General features: G+C 69.1%; 23 protein-coding genes and 1 pseudogene. 15 read left to right on the top strand and 9 right to left on the bottom strand.

All coding sequences use genetic code 11. The features are described from left to right. The gene (locus AB8619_RS18135; protein ID WP_436794029.1) at positions 1–183 is read right to left on the bottom strand and encodes a hypothetical protein; all 183 of its coding nucleotides are present in this window, start codon (positions 181–183) and stop codon (positions 1–3) included. 60 nt (positions 184–243) lie between these two features. Between AB8619_RS18135 and AB8619_RS18130 the strand changes: the two genes are divergently transcribed. The 3 genes from AB8619_RS18130 (at position 244) to panB (ending at position 3031) form a co-directional block, all read left to right on the top strand. Continuing rightward, positions 244–1221: an ATP-binding cassette domain-containing protein gene (locus AB8619_RS18130; protein ID WP_436794028.1), complete on the top strand. Its 978-nt coding sequence runs from the start codon at positions 244–246 to the stop codon at positions 1219–1221. Then, positions 1218–2042 (top strand): ABC transporter permease, encoded by an 825-nt coding sequence (locus AB8619_RS18125; RefSeq protein WP_436794027.1) that lies wholly within the window; start codon positions 1218–1220, stop codon positions 2040–2042. Before AB8619_RS18130 ends, AB8619_RS18125 begins: the two co-directional genes overlap by 4 nt. Positions 2043–2140: 98 nt before the next feature. Next, positions 2141–3031 carry a 3-methyl-2-oxobutanoate hydroxymethyltransferase gene (gene panB, locus AB8619_RS18120; RefSeq protein WP_436794026.1) on the top strand — a complete coding sequence of 297 codons (891 nt, stop codon included), beginning with the start codon at positions 2141–2143 and terminating at the stop codon, positions 3029–3031. A 20-nt stretch (positions 3032–3051) separates the two neighbouring features. Here the strand turns inward: panB and AB8619_RS18115 are convergent, their stop codons facing one another. Further along, positions 3052–3462 (bottom strand): hypothetical protein, encoded by a 411-nt coding sequence (locus AB8619_RS18115; protein ID WP_436794025.1) that lies wholly within the window; start codon positions 3460–3462, stop codon positions 3052–3054. 117 nt (positions 3463–3579) lie between these two features. Between AB8619_RS18115 and AB8619_RS18110 the strand changes: the two genes are divergently transcribed. The 6 genes and pseudogenes from AB8619_RS18110 to dnaB all read left to right on the top strand — a co-directional run bounded on the left by AB8619_RS18110 (position 3580) and on the right by dnaB (position 7613). Further along, positions 3580–4188 (top strand): DUF192 domain-containing protein, encoded by a 609-nt coding sequence (locus tag AB8619_RS18110; RefSeq protein WP_436794024.1) that lies wholly within the window; start codon positions 3580–3582, stop codon positions 4186–4188. 148 nt (positions 4189–4336) lie between these two features. Continuing rightward, positions 4337–4666, top strand: a complete 330-nt coding sequence (gene rpsF, locus AB8619_RS18105) for a 30S ribosomal protein S6 (protein ID WP_436794023.1) — start codon at positions 4337–4339, stop codon at positions 4664–4666. A gap of 11 nt (positions 4667–4677) precedes the next feature. Then, the gene (ssb, locus tag AB8619_RS18100) at positions 4678–5130 is read left to right on the top strand and encodes a single-stranded DNA-binding protein (RefSeq protein ID WP_436794022.1); all 453 of its coding nucleotides are present in this window, start codon (positions 4678–4680) and stop codon (positions 5128–5130) included. After that, a pseudogene (gene rpsR / locus AB8619_RS18095) lies at positions 5130–5387 on the top strand (30S ribosomal protein S18); the annotation flags it as partial. The gene ssb and the pseudogene rpsR, both read left to right, overlap by 1 nt. Before the next feature lie 176 nt (positions 5388–5563). After that, positions 5564–6019: a 50S ribosomal protein L9 gene (gene rplI, locus AB8619_RS18090; RefSeq protein WP_436794021.1), complete on the top strand. Its 456-nt coding sequence runs from the start codon at positions 5564–5566 to the stop codon at positions 6017–6019. A 217-nt stretch (positions 6020–6236) separates the two neighbouring features. Next, complete coding sequence (gene dnaB, locus AB8619_RS18085) at positions 6237–7613, top strand: replicative DNA helicase (protein WP_436794020.1); 1377 nt, start codon at positions 6237–6239, stop codon at positions 7611–7613. 126 nt (positions 7614–7739) lie between these two features. Here the strand turns inward: dnaB and AB8619_RS18080 are convergent, their stop codons facing one another. Further along, positions 7740–8402 (bottom strand): tRNA (guanine(46)-N(7))-methyltransferase TrmB, encoded by a 663-nt coding sequence (locus AB8619_RS18080; RefSeq protein ID WP_436794019.1) that lies wholly within the window; start codon positions 8400–8402, stop codon positions 7740–7742. A gap of 140 nt (positions 8403–8542) precedes the next feature. On the opposite strand from AB8619_RS18080, the gene AB8619_RS18075 reads away from it, so the two are divergent. Then, complete coding sequence (locus AB8619_RS18075; protein ID WP_436794018.1) at positions 8543–9814, top strand: D-alanyl-D-alanine carboxypeptidase family protein; 1272 nt, start codon at positions 8543–8545, stop codon at positions 9812–9814. Positions 9815–9816: 2 nt separating this feature from the next. Here the strand turns inward: AB8619_RS18075 and AB8619_RS18070 are convergent, their stop codons facing one another. Continuing rightward, complete coding sequence (locus tag AB8619_RS18070; protein ID WP_436794017.1) at positions 9817–10602, bottom strand: crotonase/enoyl-CoA hydratase family protein; 786 nt, start codon at positions 10600–10602, stop codon at positions 9817–9819. Between AB8619_RS18070 and AB8619_RS18065 the strand changes: the two genes are divergently transcribed. Continuing rightward, on the top strand, positions 10601–12925 hold the full coding sequence (locus AB8619_RS18065; protein ID WP_436794016.1) for a putative bifunctional diguanylate cyclase/phosphodiesterase: 2325 nt from the start codon (positions 10601–10603) through the stop codon (positions 12923–12925). The genes AB8619_RS18070 and AB8619_RS18065 overlap by 2 nt on opposite strands. 29 nt (positions 12926–12954) lie before the next feature. On the opposite strand, the gene rimK is transcribed toward AB8619_RS18065, so the two are convergent. Genes rimK through AB8619_RS18050 form a run of 3 tightly spaced genes read right to left on the bottom strand, consistent with a single transcriptional unit; the run spans position 12955 to position 14898 of the window. Continuing rightward, a complete protein-coding gene (gene rimK, locus AB8619_RS18060) occupies positions 12955–13860 on the bottom strand; it encodes a 30S ribosomal protein S6--L-glutamate ligase (protein ID WP_436794015.1) in 906 nt (301 codons plus the stop codon). A gap of 11 nt (positions 13861–13871) precedes the next feature. Beyond that, positions 13872–14342 carry an ATP-dependent zinc protease family protein gene (locus AB8619_RS18055; protein ID WP_436794014.1) on the bottom strand — a complete coding sequence of 157 codons (471 nt, stop codon included), beginning with the start codon at positions 14340–14342 and terminating at the stop codon, positions 13872–13874. Between the two features lie 7 nt (positions 14343–14349). Next, complete coding sequence (locus AB8619_RS18050; RefSeq protein WP_436794013.1) at positions 14350–14898, bottom strand: VOC family protein; 549 nt, start codon at positions 14896–14898, stop codon at positions 14350–14352. Positions 14899–14923: 25 nt separating this feature from the next. Here AB8619_RS18050 and AB8619_RS18045 point away from each other — a divergent pair, with 25 nt between their 5' ends. After that, positions 14924–15559 carry a hypothetical protein gene (locus tag AB8619_RS18045; protein ID WP_436794012.1) on the top strand — a complete coding sequence of 212 codons (636 nt, stop codon included), beginning with the start codon at positions 14924–14926 and terminating at the stop codon, positions 15557–15559. A gap of 16 nt (positions 15560–15575) precedes the next feature. Then, positions 15576–15782, top strand: coding sequence for a hypothetical protein (locus tag AB8619_RS18040; RefSeq protein ID WP_436794011.1), 207 nt, complete (start codon positions 15576–15578; stop codon positions 15780–15782). A 45-nt stretch (positions 15783–15827) separates the two neighbouring features. Here AB8619_RS18040 and murA read toward each other — a convergent pair whose 3' ends face one another. After that, complete coding sequence (murA, locus tag AB8619_RS18035; protein WP_436794010.1) at positions 15828–17153, bottom strand: UDP-N-acetylglucosamine 1-carboxyvinyltransferase; 1326 nt, start codon at positions 17151–17153, stop codon at positions 15828–15830. A gap of 25 nt (positions 17154–17178) precedes the next feature. Further along, positions 17179–18087 carry an orotidine-5'-phosphate decarboxylase gene (gene pyrF / locus AB8619_RS18030; RefSeq protein ID WP_436794009.1) on the bottom strand — a complete coding sequence of 303 codons (909 nt, stop codon included), beginning with the start codon at positions 18085–18087 and terminating at the stop codon, positions 17179–17181. A gap of 113 nt (positions 18088–18200) precedes the next feature. On the opposite strand from pyrF, the gene AB8619_RS18025 reads away from it, so the two are divergent. Continuing rightward, positions 18201–18698, top strand: coding sequence for a TadE/TadG family type IV pilus assembly protein (locus AB8619_RS18025; RefSeq protein WP_436794008.1), 498 nt, complete (start codon positions 18201–18203; stop codon positions 18696–18698). A 23-nt stretch (positions 18699–18721) separates the two neighbouring features. After that, positions 18722–19546 (top strand): TadE family protein, encoded by an 825-nt coding sequence (locus tag AB8619_RS18020; protein WP_436794007.1) that lies wholly within the window; start codon positions 18722–18724, stop codon positions 19544–19546.

Here is a 19546-nt window from a genome sequence, read left to right as displayed (position 1 = left end):
TCACGCGCTGGCGACGTCCTGGTGGGGGTAGTGCGAGCGGCAGGCGTAGCACCACTGCTCGGTGCCGGGCTCGGCTTCGGCCTTGCCCTCGGTGTCCCACGCTTCGGGGGTGACGTAGACCCGCCGGACGGTGGTCACCTCCTCCTCGCTGCCGCAGCTCTCACACGTTCCGGTCGTGGCCATGGCCGGACGCTACCGCCGAACTCCCGGCGCGGTGCCCCGACGGTTCCGTATCGTGGCCCGATGGACGCAGCGATCGTCGCCAGGGGAATCGAGCGTCACTTCGGCGACACGAAGGCTGTCGACGGCGTCGACCTCGACATCCCCTCCGGGGAGATCTATGGCTTCCTCGGCCCGAATGGCGCCGGCAAGTCGACCATGGTCCGGGTGCTGTGCACGCTGCTGGCGCCCACGGGCGGATCGGCGACGGTGGCCGGCTACGACGTGGCGACCCAGCCGGGCGAGGTCCGCCTCCAGATCGGCGTGGCCCTCCAGGAGGCGGCGCTCGATCCCTCCCAGACCGGTTCGGAGCTGTTGCGACTCCAGGCCCGCCTCTACGGCCTCGACAAGAAGGACGCCCAGACGCGCTTCGAGGAACTGGGTTCGATCATCGACCTCGGCGACGCCCTCGACCGGCGCATCAAGGAGTACTCCGGCGGCATGAAGCGTCGCCTCGACCTGGCCGCGGCGTTGGTCCACAACCCGCGCATCCTGTTCCTCGACGAGCCGACCACCGGCCTCGACCCGGTGAGCCGGGCAACGGTCTGGGAGGAGATCCGTCGCCTCAACACCGACCTGGGGATGACCATCTTCCTCACGACCCAGTACCTCGAGGAGGCCGACGAGTTGGCCGACCGCGTCGGGATCATCAGCGAGGGGAAGCTCGTCGCCGAGGACGCGCCCGACGCGCTCAAGCGGGCGGTGGGCAACGACGTGATCATCGTGCGCGTCGACGGCGACCCCAGCGCTGCCCGGACAGTCCTGGCTGACCTCGACGGGGTGGTCGGCGTCGAGGTGCACGGCGACGAACTGACCGTCTCGGCGAACGACGGCGCCGCGGTCATCAGCCCGGTGGCCGTGGCCCTCAGCGGCTGCGCGGTCGACGTCCGGGAGCTCACCCTGCGCACGCCGACTCTCGACGACGTGTTCCTCGAGCTGACCGGCAACCGCATCGAGGTCGACCAGGACTCGTCGACCGACCCGGCCGAGGAGGCCTCATGACCGCTCCTGCCACCTCTCGAGCCGCCGTCGCGCCGGCGAGCACGATCCGCGCCAGCCGAGCCGGCTTCGCCCGCGACGTCGTCAGTGTCGCCGGCCGCGCCATCCGAGCGCTGCCCCGCGAGCCCGAGGCCATCATCCCGGCGCTCATGGTCCCGTTGTTCTTCTTCGTCGTGAACATCGGGTCGCTCCAGGAGCTCGGTGAGCGTGCGATCCCGGGTCTCGACGTCAAGGCGTTCCAGCTCCCGGTGGCGATCGTCTTCGCCGTCACGGGCATCTCGCGTGCCGCCGCACTCGTCACCGACATCCAGGACGGCTACTTCGACCGCCTGCTGCTGACGCCGATCAGCCGACCGGCGCTGCTGCTCGGCCTGATGGTCGCCGACTTCACCCTGGTGTGCGCCCTGTCGATCCCGGTGCTCGCCCTCGGGCTCCTGGTCGGCGTCAGCTTCGGCACCGGGATCATCGGCATGGTCGTCTTCGTGCTGCTCGCCGGTTCGTGGGGGCTGGCCTTCACCGGCTTCCCCTACGCCATCGCCCTCAAGACCGGGAACCCGGCGGCGGTGAACTCGAGCTTCATCCTCTTCTTCCCCTTCGCCTTCCTCACTACCGCCTTCCTGCCTCGCGAGGCGTTGACGTCGTGGCTCGACACGGTGGCCGGCTACAACCCCGTCACCTATCTGCTCGACGGGCTGCGCTCGCTCCTCAGCGAGGGATGGGACGGCGAGGCGCTGTTGAAGGCCGTCGGCGCCGTCCTCGGCGTCGCCACCATCAGCATGACCCTGTGTTTCCGGGCCCTGAAGGGTCGCGTGGCGCGGGGGTAGTCCGGACGACAGGGCTGGGCATCGCGCCGCGATTCCCCTATGCTCGGAGGTGCCGCCGGCAGGTATCCCACCGCTGGACGGAGCCAAAGGAGACATCCATGTCCAAGTCCCGCCCGACCTCTTGGAACGCGCCTGCCATCGCTGCTCAGAAGCACGCGGAGAAGGCCAGCCCGCTCGTGATGGTGACGGCCTACGACGCCCCGGGCGCCCGGATGGCCCACGAGGCCGGCGTCGACCTGATCCTGGTCGGCGACTCCCTCGCCATGGTCGTGCTCGGCTACGACGACACCCTCCAGGTGACGACGGCCGACATCGCCCACCACACCGGCGCTGTCGCCCGTGGTCTCAAGTCCAGCGACCACGAGAACACCAAGCCGATGATCGTCGCCGACCTGCCGTGGATGGCGTATCACACCGATCCGCACGAGGCCGTCCGCAACGCTGCCGACCTCATCCGTGCCGGCGCCCATTCGGTCAAGCTCGAGGGCGGACGCAAGCGACTCTCGATGATCGAACCGATCCTCGACGCCGAGATCCCGGTCATGGGCCATCTCGGCCTCACGCCGCAGTCGGTCCACGCCATGGGCGGTTTCAAGGTCCAGGGCAAGGAGCACGACGCCGCGCTCGAACTGGTGGCCGACGCCAAGGCGCTCGCCGCCGCCGGCTGCTTCGCCATCGTGCTCGAGGGCGTGCCCGACAAGGTCGCGAACATGGTCACCAAGTCGGTGGACGTCCCCACCATCGGCATCGGCGCCGGCAACGGCACCGACGGTCAGGTGCTCGTCTACCACGACGTCCTCGGCATCGAGGACCGCATCACCCCGAAGTTCGTGCGCCGCTACGCCGACGTGAAGACGGCATCAGTCGAGGCGTTGTCGGCCTATGCCGCCGACGTCCGGACCCGGGCCTTCCCGAACGACTCCGAGAGCTACCACCTCTCGACCGACACGGCCGAGACCCTCGGCCTCTACGGGTCGATCGGCGATTGAGCTGAGTCGCCGTCGCCCGCTCAGCGGGTGATGAGGCTCGCGACGATCTGCGTGATGGCCAGTGCCGTCACCGAACCGACGAGTCCGAGCGTCATGGTGCGGGTCTGCGCCGACGTCAGATCGCGCATCTCCACCCGGAGATCCGAACCGAGCACGGAGATCCGCGCGTCGAGGCGTTGTTCGACGGTGGCGAGGTCGGCCCTGACTGCGACGATGCTGTTGTCGAGGCGTTGTTCGACGGTGGCGAGGTCGGCCCTGACTGCGACGATGCTGTTGTCGAGGCGTTGTTCGACGGCGGCGAGGCCTGCCGTGCGCACCAGTTCGTCGGGATCCTGCGGGAGGGACTTCATCATCAACTCGGCGAAGCGATCGCCGACCTCGTGTTTGGCGAGCTCGTAGAGCTCGAGGCGTTCGTGTTCGGTCGTGGCCACGTCGTTCTCCCGGCATTCGGGCGGAAGGGCGGTCCCGACGCCGAGTGACGGACGACATCACGGTATCCCAAGGGTGAGGAGCGTGGTCGTCGGCGGTGGCTGTCAGACTGCATGGCCGTGTCCGATCCGCTGCTCGACCGTCCGACCTGGGCGCCCTCGTGGTTGCCCGCCGTCGACGACGTGCGGGCCATGCGGTGGTTCCGCTGGATCGTGGGCGGCGTGTTCGCCGCCGGGTTCGCGGCCTGTGTCGTCCAGAGCGCCGACTCGCCGGCCGACCCGGTGCTCGAGGGTGCGGGTGGGGTCAGTGGCCTGGCCGCCGACTTCGGCACGATCGTCGTCGACCTGGTGACCTCGACGGGCGACGTGGTCGAGCTGTGCCTCCTCCACGCCGACGAACCGGCCGAGCGCACCCAGGGTCTCAAGGGGGTCACCGACCTCGAGGGTCACGACGGGATGCTGTTCTCCTTCGACGAGGACGTGCAGTCCAACTTCGTGATGGTCGACACGGTCACGCCGCTGTCGATCTCGTGGTGGGCCGCCGACGGGTCGTTCGTTTCGGGGACCGACATGACCCCGTGCACCGAGCCCGACGCCAACGCCTGTACCCGATTCCCCGCCGCCGGCCCGTACCGCTATGCCATCGAGGTGTTCCAGGGCGAGCGCCCGGAACTGGGCGAAGGTTCGACGATCGAGGTCCGTCCCGGGAGTTCTTGTCAGACCCCCTGAGCACACTGGTGTCCATGCCCATCGGCCCCACCATTGCGCTCGATGTGAATCCGCCAGGACTGCACCGATACGCTGACCGACTTCTATCCGTCCTGCCCCGTCCAGGGGCTCCGGCACCCGCCGGATCCGAAGGAAGGTGTTGATAGGCATGCGCGCCTATGAACTCATGGTCATCATCGACGGCGAACTCGACGAGTCCGCCGCCACCGCTCAGGTCACGCAGATCGAAGGGCGTCTGAACGAGGTCGGCACGGTCGGTTCCACCGACTTCTGGGGCCGCCGCACGTTCGCCTACGAGATCAACCACAAGACCGAGGGCTCCTACGTGGTCTTCGAGGTCCTGGCTGATCCCGGAGCGCTCGACGAGGTCGAGCGCACGCTGCGACTCGCGGACGAGATCGTCCGCCACAAGGTCATCCGCCTCCCGGACCACGAGGCCGCCAAGCGCGGGCTCATCGGTTCGGCCGCGGCTGAGTAGAGGAGAGACCCATGGCATTCGACAACACCGTCACGGTGATCGGCAACGTCACCCGTGACCCCGAACTCCGGTACCTCAACAGCGGCACCGCCCTCGCGAGCTTCGGCATCGCGTGGAACAACCGCTACAAGGACCGCAACGGCGAGCAGGTCGAGGACACCTCGTTCTTCGATGTCACCTGCTGGCGCGACCTGGCCGACAACGTCGCCGAGTCGCTCTCCAAGGGCGATCGCGTGATCGTCTACGGCAAGCTCGAGCAGCGCTCGTGGGAGACCCAGGAGGGCGAGAAGCGCTCCAAGGTCGAGATCGTGGCCGACGAGGTCGCACCCTCACTCCGCTGGGCGACCGCCCAGGTCTCCAAGATCCGCCGCGACGGACCCGCTGGTGGCGGTGGCGGCAACGCCGGCGCACCTCCGGCCCGCAACGAACCCCCTGCCTACGACGACGCCGAGGAGCCCTTCTGATGGCCGCCCGCCCCCGCCAGAACAAGAACAAGGACAATGCTCGCCGCTCCAAGAAGCGGATCAGCATCCTGACCCAGGAGAAGGTCACCTACGTCGACTACAAGGACGTCAACCTCCTCCGTCGTTTCCAGTCCGACCGGGCCAAGATCCGTGCCCGTCGCGTGACCGGCAACAGCACCCAGCAGCAGTCCGAGGTCGCCATGGCGATCAAGAACGCCCGCGAGATGGCGCTGCTCCCGTACACCAACCGCGTCACGCAGCAGCGTGGTGGCGGCCGTGGCCGTGACGGTGACCGTCGTGGCCGCGACGACGATCGTCGCGACGACCGCGACGACGCTCCGGTGGACGAGATCGACGAGACGACGGATGCCGTGGAGTCTGGTGACGACACGCAGTCCGACGTCACCGAATCCACGACCGAAGAGGTGGACGCATGAAGGTCATCCTCCGAAGCGATGTCGACCAGGTCGGCAAGCGCGGCGACCTCGTCGACGTCAGTGACGGGCATGCCCGCAACCACCTGATCCCCAAGGGTCTGGCGATGCGTGCGACCCCGTCGGCCGAGGCCCAGGCCTCCCACATGCGCCAGGCCGCGGAATCCCGCGACACCAAGGCCGTCGAGGCCGCGCAGGAGATCGCCACGGCGATCGTGCCCAAGACCATCACCGTCACGGCCAAGGGCCACGACGGCGGTGCACTCTTCGGTGCCGTGTCCGAGTCCGACATCGTGAACGCCGTCAAGGCGCAGACCGACATCGAGCTCGATCGCAAGATCATCACCATCGACGAGCCGATCAAGGCCGCGGGCACCCACTACGTGATGGCCAAGGTCCATCACGAGGTGCAGTTCCCGATCACCATCGAGGTCATCGCCGAAGGCGACGAGTAGCGAATCGTGGGTCCAGCCGTCACTTTGTGACGGAATTCACCGTCCCGTCATCGGTTCGCCGCCAACGGATGTTGAAATACGACAAATTGCCCACAGTTCTCCACAGTTTCCACAGGCGTATCCCCAGACTGCGCCCCTAGCGCCCCACAGGCTGGTGGCGCGAGGGTGAACATCCACAACTCCTGTTCACGCCAGTCCATCCCTAGAGGCCCGCTCGATGTCCAGTCCTGCCTTCGACTCTGATGCAACGCGCCCGAACCGCCCCTCCGGGGGCGGCGGGCGGGTTCCTCCGAGCGACCTGATCGCGGAGCAGAACCTGCTCGGCGCCATGATGCTGTCGAAGGAGGCCATCTCGGCCACCGCGCCGATGCTGCGTCCGGACGACTTCTACAAGCCGGCCCACGCCCACGTCTTCGACGCGATCCTCAGCCTCGACTCGGCCGGCGAGCCCGCCGACCCGGTGACCGTGGCCGACGAACTCGGCCGAGCCGGGGTCCTCGAGTCGATCGGCGGCCGGTCGCTGCTCGCCGACATCGTCACCACGGCCCCGGCCGTCAACAACGCCACCCGATACGCCAAGATCATCGCCGACCACGCCCTGCTGCGCCGGTTGATCGGGATCGGCGGCGAGATCTCCGAGATCGGCTACGACCTGCCCGACGACGTCGACAAGGCCGTCGACCAGGCCGAATCCCTCGTCTACGACCTCGGCCAGCGTCGGGTGACCGACACGCTGGTGCCGATCGAAGGCCTGCTGTCCGACACGCTCGACCGCCTCGAGGCGCTCGTCGAGCGGGGTGACGCCATCACCGGTCTGCCGACGGGCTTCGTCGACCTCGACCGGATCCTGTCGGGCCTCCAGCCGTCGACGCTCAACGTCATCGGCGCTCGCCCCGCCATGGGCAAGACGTCGTTCGCCCTCAACCTGACCGCCAACGCCGCGTTCCAGTCACGGCGCCCCGTCGTCTTCTTCAGCCTGGAGATGGGCAACATCGAGCTGACCCAGCGTCTGCTGTGCGCCGAGGCCCAGATCGACTCGACCAAGGTCCGCGACGGTCGCCTCCAGGACGCCGAGTGGGACCGCATCGCCCTCGCGGTGAGCCGGCTGGCCGACGCTCGCCTGTACCTCGACGACAACCCGAACACCACGGTCATGGAGATCCGGGCCAAGGCGCGGCGGCTCAAGTCGCAGCTCGGCGATCTCGGCATGGTGGTCATCGACTACATGCAGCTCATGCAGGGCCGCAGTCGGGCCGAGTCCCGCCAGGTCGAGGTGTCGGAAATGTCTCGTGGCCTCAAGATCCTCGCCCGTGAGCTCGAATGCCCCGTCGTCGCCCTGTCGCAGCTGTCTCGAACCCTCGAATCACGCACCGACAAGCGGCCGATGCTGGCCGATCTGCGTGAGTCGGGGTCGATCGAGCAGGACGCCGACGTCGTGATGTTCCTCTACCGCGACGAGGTGTACAACACCGACTCGCCCGACCGGGGCATGGCCGAGGTCATCATCGCCAAGCACCGCAACGGCCCTGTCGGCAAGGTCAACCTGGCCTTCCGCAACCACCTCACCCGCTTCGACAACATGGCCCAGCTCTGAATCGAGGCGCGCAGCTCTGAATCGAGGCGCAGGTCTGAATCGAGGGAGGTGCCGTGCCGTGCCCAACTCGATTCTGGGTTGCGGATCCGCGCGCCGGTGAGGGGAATCGCAGCCCAGAAGCGGTCGTCAGAGCGCTCGATAGTGGAGGTCGACGCTGTGGCGTCCAGCGTCGAGGCCGGCTCGTTCATAGCGGGTGACCGGGCGCCACGTCGGTCGGTCGGCCACGCCGCCGGCGAACGACGGGTGCGCGTCGAGGTGTTCGATCGTCCACTCGACGTAGTCGGCGACGTCGGTCGCGAGCAGGAACGGAGCGCCGGGTTCGAGGCGGTCGGCCACGAGGTCGAGGACATCGGGCCGGACGAAACGCCGCTTGTGATGCCGCGCCTTGGGCCAGGGGTCGGGGAAGAACAGGTGGATCCCCGCGAGAGCGTCGGACTCGATGCGGTGGTCGAGCAGGTCGAGACCGTCACCGCGCTCGACGAACAGGTTCGGGGCCTCGCCGGCGGCACAGGCCTCGAGCAGTCGCACGACACCGGGGGTGTGCACGTCGATGGCGACGAGGTCGACGTCGGGGAACGCGGCGCAGAACGCCAGCGCAGCGCCACCGTCGCCCGAACCCACCTCGAGCACCAGCGGCCGTGACCGGTCCTGGCGGGTGTCGAGGCCGTGGCGGGGGCCGAGGTCGGCGAGGATGCCCTGGATCCGTGGAGTCACCCGACCGTGTCGACCGTGGAACGTCCGGATCCTGGCGTCGGCCCACGCGGCGTCGCTGTGGTCGGCGCTCGTCACCGGGCCATCGTGACATCACCCGGCGGTCCTGACTCAAGTCAGCCACGCAAACGGTCGATTCCCCTACCCATGGTGGCAGTGTTGCGGTACGGTGACGACGTCGTGGGCGGCGACCCGACTGTTGGAGTTCCGCGCCCACCATGCTGACCCCCCGAACCATCGCCGCCATCGCCGTCGTCGGCCTGGCCTCGTGGGTCCCGGTCGCCGCGGGCGCGCAGTCCGACACCGAAGCCGAGCGGGGCGAGGTGCAGGAGCGCCGGAGTGAGGTCGCCGACGAGATCGACGTGCTGAGCGCCACGGACGCGGAGATCGGCGCGGTGCTCGACGGCATCGACGCGCAACTCGCCACCCAGGAGGGCCTGGTGGCCGAGGCCGAAGCCGCATCGGCCGCTGCCGCTGCCGCCGTTCGTGAGGCCGAGGCCGACCTGCGCACAGCCCGGCGAGACGTCGCGATCCTCGAGGACGCCATCCGCGAGATGGCGGTCGCCTCGTTCATCCATCCGCCGAGCGTCGATCTGGTCGAGAGCCTGAGCGCGGCGTCGCTCTCCGACGCGATCCTCCAGAAGGCGTATCTCGACGCCCGCGCCAAGCGCGACGGGCGTCTCCTCGACCTGCTGTCGACCGCAGAGGCAGAAGCCGAACGGCGCGCCGCCGAGGTCGCCGTCGCTGCCGAGGAGGCCGAGGCCGCGGTCGCCGCTGCCGAGGAGGCGTTGGTCTCGCTGCGCGACGAACAGGCACGGCAGCGCTCCTTCGCCGCCGACCTCCAGGACCGCATCGACTCCCGACTGGCCGAGGCGGCGGTCCTCGCCGACCTCGATGCCGAGTTGGCCGACAAGATCGCCGCCGAGCAGGCGGCGCTCATCGAGCGGATCCCACCGCCGCCCGAACCCGACCCGATCGTGGCCACCAGCTCGACGCCACCGGCCCAGACGCCGGGAACCACGACCACGACCCCGCCCGGCTCGCCGACGACCACCTCGCCTCCGACCACCACGCCGCCACCACCGCCGTCGGGGAACACGCCGCCGCTGCGGACGGTGCAGGGCATCACGGTCCATGCCGACATCGCCGACGACGTCGACGCGCTGCTCACGGCGGCCAAGGCCGACGGCATCGCCCTGTCGGGCTGGGGATACCGCAGCACCGAACGACAGATCGAACTGCGTCGGGCCAACTGCGGTCCGACCTACTACGACATCTGGATCCGGCCGGCGAGCAGCTGCAGCCCTCCCACCGCGGTGCCCGGACGATCGCTGCACGAGCAGGGTCGAGCCATCGACTTCACCCAGAACGGGAGCACGATCACGTCACGATCGAGCTCCGGGTTCCAGTGGCTGGCCGCCAATGCCTCGAGCTACGGGCTGTTCAACCTCCCGAGCGAGCCCTGGCACTGGTCGACCAACGGCGGCTGAGGTCAGAAGCTCCCGTGACGACCCTCGCCGGAGGCGAACCGGGCCGCACCTTCGAGCGTCTCACCGGAGGCGATGGTCTCGAGGCCGAGCACGGTCTCCCGAGCGAGCGCCTCGTGTTCGGGCAACGCCCACTGCTCGAGTGACGATCGCCGGTCCGACCGGGCGCAGACCTGGGGGAATGCCGCGATCTGTTCGGCGAGGACGAGGGCGTCGTCGAGTGCTGCACCGGGCTCGCTGATCCGGTTGACCAGACCCCAGTCGAGCGCTTCGGGTGCGCCGACGGGCCGACCGGTGAGGATCATGTCCATCGCCCGGCCCTGACCGACGATCCTCGGCAGGCGCACGGTGCCCCCGTCGACCAGGGGAACGCCCCATCGACGGCAGAACACGCCGAAGGTGGCGTCGCGAGCCGCCACCCGCAGGTCGCACCACAGGGCGAGCTCGAGACCGCCGGCGACGGCGTAGCCCTCGACGGCGGCGATCACCGGCTTCGACAGCTGCATCCGCGTCGGACCCATCGGTCCGACCACGTGCTCGCCGGTGGCTTCCGGCGCCATGACGTCGACGCGGTTGCCGTTGCTGGTGGCCACGGCCCCCAGGTCGGCGCCCGCGCAGAATGTCCCGCCCTCGCCGGTCAGGATGGCAACTCGGCAGTCGTCGTCCTCGTCGATTGCACGAAACGCGGCAAAAAGCTCACTCGCCGTGGCAAAGTCGACGGCGTTCCGCACGGAGAGTCGTGTTATCGTCACAACTGTGGTGGGTCCATCGGATTCGACTCGCAGGCTCATGGTGGGTGAGCTTGCCAGCAACCGTGACGCGCGCGCGGGGGAGGACGGCGCTCCCGTCCACGTGTTCGACTCCATGGGGCGATGGGTCGCCGTGCTCGCCTGTCTCGTCGCCGCGATCAGCGCCCTCGCCGGCATGCCGCCGGCCGCGACGGCCGCCACCTCGATCCTCGGAGCCCTCGCGGTCGTTGTCACCCGGGTCCGCGCCCGATCCGTCGGCCCTCGCCGTAGCGCCACCGCCGTCGCCGATGACATCCTCGCTGCCCGGTCGGTTCCGGCGATCGAGGCCAGGGTCCGCGCCGAACTCGAGTCGTGGTCCGAGTTCTCGTTGTCGTGGTGCGCGTTGGTCCCGGTCGTCCCCGCACACGATCCGGTGGGGCTGTCCGGGAGCGCGTTGACGGACCTGCACCGGATCCTCGCTGCCGTCGACCTCTCGGATCTGCGCCCGCGTTCGCTCGAGCTGGCGCGGGGCGAAGCGGTCGCGCTCACGTGCGGTGTCGACTCCGGCCTCGTGCTCGTCGTCGCATCGCCGCAGTGGATCTCCGAGGACGCGGTGGCCGCCATCGGCGAGTTGGCGGCGATCTCGGGTGCGGCAGCCAGGCAGGTCGCGCTCGACGCCGAGATCACCGAACGACGGGAGTCGGCCCGTTTCGAGACGCTGGTGCAGTTCTCCTCCGATGCCATCTTCATCGTCGACGCCGCCGGCACCATCCGGTACGCCGCCCCGTCGGTGACCTCCGTGCTCGGCCGATGGTCGGTGGACGTCGTCGGCGTGGCGCTGCGGGACCTCGTGGTCCCGGAGCAGGCCGACGACGTGTCGACGTTCCTCGCCAACGTCCAGTCCCTCGACGCCCGCAACGCGGCATCGGCTGCCCTCCGCTTCGTCCGCGGGGACGGGACCGAGATCGACGGCGAGATGACCGGTGCCAACCTCCTCGACAGCAGCGACGTACGCGGCATCGTCGTGACCGTCCGCGACATCTCGAGCCGGGTCGAACTCGAACAGCAACTCCGTCACCAGGCGTTCCACGACGGGTTGACCGGACTCGCGAACCGGGCGCTGTTCCGCGATCGTCTCGACCGAGCCATGCGCGTCCGCCGCGACCCGACCGACAACGCGCCCGCGGTCGTCTATCTCGACCTCGACGGATTCAAGGCCCTCAACGACAACTTCGGCCATGCCGCCGGCGACCAGGCCCTGCGGAGTGTCGCGGAGCGGATCACCGGCTGCCTGCGCGGTGGCGACACCGCGGCCCGCCTCGGTGGCGACGAGTTCGCGGTCCTGCTCGAGGACATCCCCGACGACCGAGCGCTCGTCGAACTGGTGCAGCGCGTCGTCGACGCCGTCGCTGCGCCGATGACGATCGGGACCGACACGGTCGTCCGCATCGCCGCCTCCGCCGGCATCGCGACGTGTGCGGGCGAGGTGGCCTCCTCCGACGACCTCCTGCGTCGTGCCGACATGGCCATGTACCGGGCCAAGGCTGGTGTGCAGCAGGTCGTGCAGTACGAGTCAGCGATGCACGACGTGGTCCATGACCGCCTGCGGCTCTCTGCCGATCTCGACACGGCCATCCGTGAGCGAGAGCTCGAGGTCCACTACCAGCCGATCATCGATCTCGTCACCGAACGGATCGTCGCCGTCGAGGCCTTCGTCCGTTGGTCGCACCCGACCCGCGGGCCGCTCGGTCCTGGTGACTTCCTCGACATCGCCGAGGAGACCGGCCTGATCGTGCCGCTGGGAGCACAGGTGCTCGACGTCGCCCTCCGCGATCTGGCGTCCTGGCACGACCTCGGCGTCGGCGGGTTCGGCCTTTCGGTCAACGTCTCGGCCCGACAGTTCCTCCACGACGACTTCGAGGACGTCGTGCGCGACGCGCTCGCTCGCCACTCGGCCGAACCGACGCTGCTCCACCTGGAGATCACCGAGGACGTGCTCACCGTGGGGGAGCAGATGGCACAGGACCGGCTCCGCTCGCTCGCCGCGCTCGGCATCGGCGTCGCCCTCGACGACTTCGGCACCGGGCAGTCGTCACTGCGCACGCTGCAGACCCTGCCCGTCGACCAACTCAAGATCGACCGCAGCTTCGTGTCACTCCTACGCGAGCACGAGAGCGTGGTCGCGCGCAGCATCGTCGACCTCGCCGCGACGCTGGGCGCGTCCGCCGTCGCCGAGGGGATCGAACACCCTGACGAGCTCGCCGCCCTGCGCCGGCTCGGATGCCGGTTGGGGCAGGGGAACCTCTTCGGCTCGCCGGTGCCGGCGACCGAGGTCCTGCCGATGCTCCTGGCCGAGCGCCTGATGGGTGAGCCGCACGCGACCTGACCGGGGAGCCCGTCAGGCCCGAGGTCTGGTCAGCCCCGGGCGGTGGTCTTGGTCCGGCCGGGCCGGGCGTTCTTCTCGATGAACTCGATGACCTTGGCGCCGACGTCGACGCCGGTGGTCTCCTCGATGCCCTCGAGCCCCGGTGACGAGTTGACCTCCATCACGACGGGACCGTGGTTCGACCGCAGCATGTCGACGCCGCAGACGTTGAGGCCCATGGTCTTCGCAGCCCGGACCGCAGTCGACCGCTCCTCGGGTGTCAGCTTGATCTTGTCGGCGGTGCCGCCCTGGTGCAGGTTCGACCGGAACTCGCCCGGAGCACCCTGGCGACGCATCGACGCGACGACCCGTCCGCCGATCACGAACGCACGGATGTCGGCGCCCCCGGCCTCCTTGATGAACTCCTGCACGAGGATGTTGGCGTCGAGCTGACGGAACGCGGCGATGACCGACTCGGCCGCCTTCTTCGTCTCGGCGAGCACGACGCCCACGCCCTGGGTCCCCTCGATCAGCTTCACGATGAGCGGCGCGCCACCCACCAACTCGATCAGGCCGTCGATGTCCTTGGTCGAGTGGGCGAAGCCCGTGACCGGCAGGCCGATGCCGTTGCGGGACAGCAGCTGGAGCGATCGGAGCTTGTCGCGCGAACGGGAGATGCCCTGGCTCTCGTTGGTGGGGAACACGTTCATCATCTCGAACTGGCGGACGACGGCGGTGCCGTAGAACGTGTGGGTCGCGCCGATGCGGGGGATGATGGCGTCGAAGCCCTCGAGCGGCGAGCCGGCGTAGCGGATGTTGGGCCGGTGCGACGTGATGTCCATGACGCAGCGCAGGTAGTCGATGACCCGCACCTCGTGGCCTCGTTCCTCGGCGGCTTCCTTCAGGCGCGTCGTGGAGTACAGGTTGGAATTCCGGGAGAGCAGGGCGATGCGCATCGGTCGGGAACCTAACGCGCAGGCCCGTGCCGGTTGCCGCCGCCCCGGTAGGACACCCCGGGGTCGACCCGGAGGCGTCCGGCCATCGCCGTCCTGCCCAGCAGCATCCGGAAGCCCATCTGGTCGCGTTTCGTGAGCGTCAACTCGATCGGCCACTGCTCGTCGCCGAGCACGAGGGTCGTCGAGACCACACAGCGGTTCTCGACCTCACCGTTCGACGACCGCACCTCGCGCTGCTCGACCAGGCGCGCCTCGGCGGTCACGACGTGCTCGTCGTCCCGCTGACGGGGATGGAGCGAGAACCGCACCCAGGCCTCGCCATCGCGTTGGAAGTGGGCGATGTCCCACGCATGGATCGCCGACGTGCGGGCGCCGGTGTCGATCTTGGCCTTGATGGCGTCGTCGGGTGCCAGGTCGGGCAGTCGGACCCACTCCCGCCAGCCGATGACGGTCGGTTCGGTGGCGCCGTCGGTCGCGGGCAACGCGGGCTCAGGCCGGCGCGGCGGCGAACTCGGCGGCCGAGTGGAACGTGGGCATCGGCGGCTCCTCCAGCTCGGGAGCCTCGTCGCGCAGGATCGCCAGCGCGGCGTCGCGGTCGGCCTGGGTGTAGGGAGCGGTGTCGGTGCAGAACTCGACCAGGATCCCGTTGGGGTCCATGGTGTAGATGCTCACGCAGAACCCGTGGTCGATCTCCATCACGTCGATCCCCGCACCGAGCCACTGGCGCTTGCGGAAGTCGATGTCGTCGAGGTCGCTGGCGGCGAACGCGAGATGGTTGACCCACGGCTCGAAGCCCAGCCCGGTGGAGATCGCGGTGTCGTTGCCGGACATCCGGTCGTCGTGGATCTCCCAGAACGCGATCATCCCCGCATCGCCCTCACCGTCGCCGGTCCGGTAGAAGACGTGCTTGGCCCAGCCGCCGGGCTTGTCGGTGGGGGCGGCGATGGCCTTCACGAGTTCGAAGCCGAGCACGTCGGCGTAGAACGCATGGGTGGCGGCCATGTCCTTGGCGGCGAACGCGAGGTGATGGAATCCCATACGCGGATTGTTCCACACTTGCCCCGTGGACCGTCTCGCTCGCACCGCTGCGGGGGTCACGGCAGCGTTCGTCGCGTTGCTCGTCGTGGCGGTGGTCTCGACCGAGCGGCACCATCCGTCGCCGCCCGATCCGACCGCGGCACTCGTCGATGCGTGGCGCACCTCGCGCACCGCGACCCATCGATCGACGGGGACCTTCGAACGCGTCGCCGGCGACGGGACCAGACTCGCCGCGCCGACCGAGATCGTGCAGCGACCCCCGGACCGGCTCGTCCGCGGCTTCGACGAGGTGAGCGGTCGTCGCGACGACCGCGTGCTCGCCTGCCCTGCGCCCCTCGACGCCAGCCCGATGGCCTGCACCCTCGGGCAACCCGGCCCCGACTTCGCTCAGGTGGTTCTCGACGAGGTCGCGACCTTCGAGGCGCTCGTCGCCGGCGACGACCCGCTGTACCTGGTCGACTTCGGCGAGGACGAGGGCTGCTGGCGGATGGAACGGACGAGGAACGATCCCCGCAGCGGGTACGGCGAGTCGGCCGAGCTGTGCTTCGACCCGGCGACGGGGGCGATGGCCAGCATCCGGATCGATCACGGCGACATCGTGGAGACCACGGTCTACGACGAGATCTCCGCCGACGTGAGCGATGCCGACCTGGAGCCGTGATCGGTACGCTCGTGTCGTGTTTCTCGGAGAGGATCTCCTCGCCTACCTCGTGCTCGCCATCGGTGGAGCGATGACCGTCGGCTCGATCATGGCCGTCGTCCGTCCACCGGAGCAGGTGCGCGAGGGCGACCTCGACGCTGCCCCCGTCGGCCGGAGCATCGCATTCGCCGTCGTCGGTGCCATCGGCGCGATCTGGGCGCTGGCCAGCCTGCTGAGCTCGTGAAGTGGGCGAACGCGGAGCGTTCGCTCCGAACCCGGAGGGTTCGCCTCAGCGGTTGACGCGCTCGAGCTTCAGGCCGAGCGACTGGAACGTCTCGAACGGGCGGTTGTAGCCGCGCTCGAGGTGGTGCACCCCGCCGATCACCGACGAACCCTCCGCCGCTGCGGCGGCGATGACACCCGAGAATCCGGCGCGCACGTCGGGGATCTCGACCTCGGCCCCGCGGAGCTTGGACACCCCGCGGACGACGGCCGAGTGCACGGCGTTGGTGTCGTGGAACCGGCAGTCGGGTCCGCCCAGGCAGGTGTCGAAGAGTTCGATCTCGCCGCCCATCGCGGCGACGACGGATGCCGGGTACCGGACCCGATCCTCGAACACCGTCTCGTGCAGGACCGACATGCCCACGGCCTGGGTCATGAGCACGAACAGCGGTGACTGCCAGTCGGTCATGAACCCCGGGTGGGTGTCGGTGTGGATGGCGACGGCTCGCAGGCCGTTGCTCGAGGCGCTGATCCAATGATCGTTGATCTCGAACTCGGCGCCCATGCGCTGGAGGGTCGAGATCGCCGTGACCATGCGGTCCTGGGGGCAGCCCGCGACCCGGACCTCGCCGCCGGTCACGAGACCGGCCACCAGGTACGAGAACGCTTCGAGACGGTCGCCGGCCAACGTGGTGGTCGCGCCGTGGAGGCGTTCGACTCCCTCGATGACGAAGCGCCGTCCCGGGTGGAGTTCGAGGCGGGCGCCCATGCGTTGGAGGAACAGCGCCAACTCGATGATCTCGGGCTCGGTCGCGGCGTTGCGCAGGACGGTTCGCCCCTCGGCCATGGCCGCGGTGAGCAGGATCGACTCGGTGGCGCCGACCGACGGGTACGGCAGGGTGATCTTGGTGCCCTGGAGCCGTCCGACGACGGTGGCGTGGATGCCCTCGTCGTCCTCGATGACCTCGGCGCCGAAGGCCCGGAGGGCCTCGACGTGGAAGTCGACCGGGCGGGCGCCGATCTTGTCGCCACCGGCCACGGGCACGAACGCCTCCTGGTGGAGGTGGAGCAGCGGGCCCAGCAGCAGGATCGGGATCCGGTTCAGGCCCGAGTAGCGGACCGGGACGTCGGAGCGGATCTCCTCGGTGGGCGAGATCGAGATGGAGTCGCCGTCGACCTCGACCCCGACACCGAGGGAACGCAGCACCTCGGTCGTGATCTCGACGTCGCCGATGTCGGGCACGTTGCGGATCAGCGAGGGCGACGAGCCCATGACCGCAGCGACCATGTGCTTGGTGACGGCGTTCTTCGAGCCGGAGACGCGGACCTCGCCACGCAAGGGTCCGGAAGGCTCGACGGCCCAGGCCGGAGACGGGCCGTCAGGGGGAGTCATGGCGAGGAGTGTACGGCCAGGTCGGTCATCGACGAACGGCGTCGAGCGCTCGGTTCATGTCGTCGAGCGCGGCACGAGCGGCCCCAGCCCAGTCATCGGTGCCGGTGGCCTGCCACGCGCCGGTGATGCCCCGGCTCGACGACACGACGATGCCCCGGCCGTCGCTCCGCAGACCGGCCACTGCGCCGGCGGCGTCGCCTCCCTGGGCGCCGTAGCCGGGGACGAGGAAGAACGTGTCGGGCATGCGCTCGCGGAGGGCCCGGGCGTGGTCGGGGTACGTGGCCCCGACGACCGCGCCGATGTCGGACAAGCCGCAGTCGCCGAGGCGCGTGGCGCCCCAGCCGTGGACGAGGTCGGCGACCGTGTCGGCCACGGTCCCGGCGCCGCTCGGCGTGTCCTGCAGTTCGCCGCTCGACGGATTCGAGGTCTTGGTGATCACGAACAGTCCGGCGTTCGAGTCCCCGAGCACGGGTTCGATGCCGTCGACGCCCAGATAGGGATTCACGGTCAACCAGGTGGCGTCCATGCCGCTGATCGGTTCGTCGTCGAGGCCGGGGGCGCCGCCGAAGGCCATCTGTCCGTAGTGGGCCGCCGTCGAGCCGATGTCGCCACGCTTCGCGTCGAGGATCACCGGGACGCCGGCGGCTTCGGCGTGGGCGACGGTGGCCTCCAGTGCCCGCCATCCTGGGACGCCGTAGGCCTCGTAGCAGGCCGCTTGCGGCTTGATCACGGCGCAGTGACCGGCAACAGCGTCGATGATCGCCTCGTTGGAGATGCGGAACGCCTCGGCGACGCCCTCGGCCCCGGGTCCGTGGGATGCAGTGACGGAGTGTCGCAACGACGCCGGGAGCAGCGAGGGGCGAGGGTCCAGGCCGACGCAGGCGATCGATCCGGTGCGCTCGATCGATCGGTCGAGGGCATCGGACGCGTGCACGCCGGCAGGCTATCCGGTGCCCCTGGACAGGAATGCCAGCGATCGCGGCGTTTCCGGCATGCCGACCGGCATTTCTCGTAAAGAACTGGCATTCTGCTGCCGATAGATCGCCCATGGGCAGATGGGCGCGCACGCAGCGACGGCGACGACGAGTCGCCAGCGCTCGGCGCGCTGACCGCGGCGCGTCGCTCGTCGAGTTGGCCCTGCTCGCCCCGGCGATGATGTTGATCGTCATGGGGACCCTGGACCTGTCACGCGGGTATCGCATGCAGATCCAGCTCGAGAACGGGGCGGGGCAAGGCGCCGCCTACGCGCGGATCTCTCCGAACGACGTCGACTGTGCGGGCAACGACGACATCGTCGGCGCTGTCACCAACGAGGATCCCGAACTCGCTTCGCTGACCGACTTCTCGGTCGTGGTGCTGACCGAGAACGGCAGTGGCGACCTCGTCGTGCCCGTCACCGGGTGCGGCGGAACCACGGTGTCGGCGGGCGATCGGGTACGCGTCGACGTGTCCGCGACCTTCGACGTGGTCACTCCGCTGGTCGAGCGCGTCGTCGGTGAGTCGATCTCGCTGACCGGATCGAACGAGGTCGTGGTGCAGAAGTGAGGCGCTCCAGCAGAGATGACGGCGTGACCGTGGTCGAGGCAGCGTTCGCGTTGCCCATCCTGTTCATGTTCATGATGGCGATCATCGATCTGGGCATGTGGACGCTCAACGACAACCAGGCGACGAACGCCGCTCGAGACGGCGCCCGTACCGGGGTGATCGACTATCTCTACGCCGACGTACCGGGAAGCGCGGATCACGACGCGATCGTCGAGAAGATCGAGTCGCACCTCCCCAGCCGCCAGATCCGCCTCCAGGACATCGACGTCCGCTGCGTCGATCCGTCCGGCACCGAACTCCCGGGCAAGTGCGTCTCGGCCCGCGTCGACGTCGACCGGATCGAGGTCGCCGTCGATTGGACCTGGTCACTCATCACGCCGATCGCCGATCTCATCGGCGTCCAGGAAGGCCGGGCTTCGGGCGTGGCCACGATGGCGATCATCGGCGTACCGGTTGCCGGCACGCCTCCGGTCAGCACGCCGACGTCCGGTCCACCGACGACGCCACCGTCCACGCCGCCGACGACAGCAGCGACCGAGTGCGCGATCACCAACATCCAGGTCACGCCCGACCCAGTCCGTTCGAAGGACAACGGTCAACTCAAGAGCGACATCCGGATCCACTACGACATCAACCAGGTCGATCGGTGCAATGCCCTCGCGGTCCACCTCGTCACCCCTGGTGGCACCGTCGTGTCAGCGATCTGCGACGACTGTGAGCTGAGCGACTCCCACCACGACTGGGACTACTCGAGCGTTGCCAAGGACTGGAAGCCCCGGGGTCTTGCCACCGTCCGCATCTTCAACGAGTTCATCGATGTCTCGGCCACGTTCAACGTGACCGGTTAG

It is taken from the genome of Actinospongiicola halichondriae, from assembly GCF_049103745.1.
In the GTDB taxonomy this organism is placed as follows: Bacteria; Actinomycetota; Acidimicrobiia; order Acidimicrobiales; family Salinilacustritrichaceae; genus Salinilacustrithrix; species Salinilacustrithrix halichondriae.
This window is presented reverse-complemented; position numbering and strand designations above follow the sequence as displayed.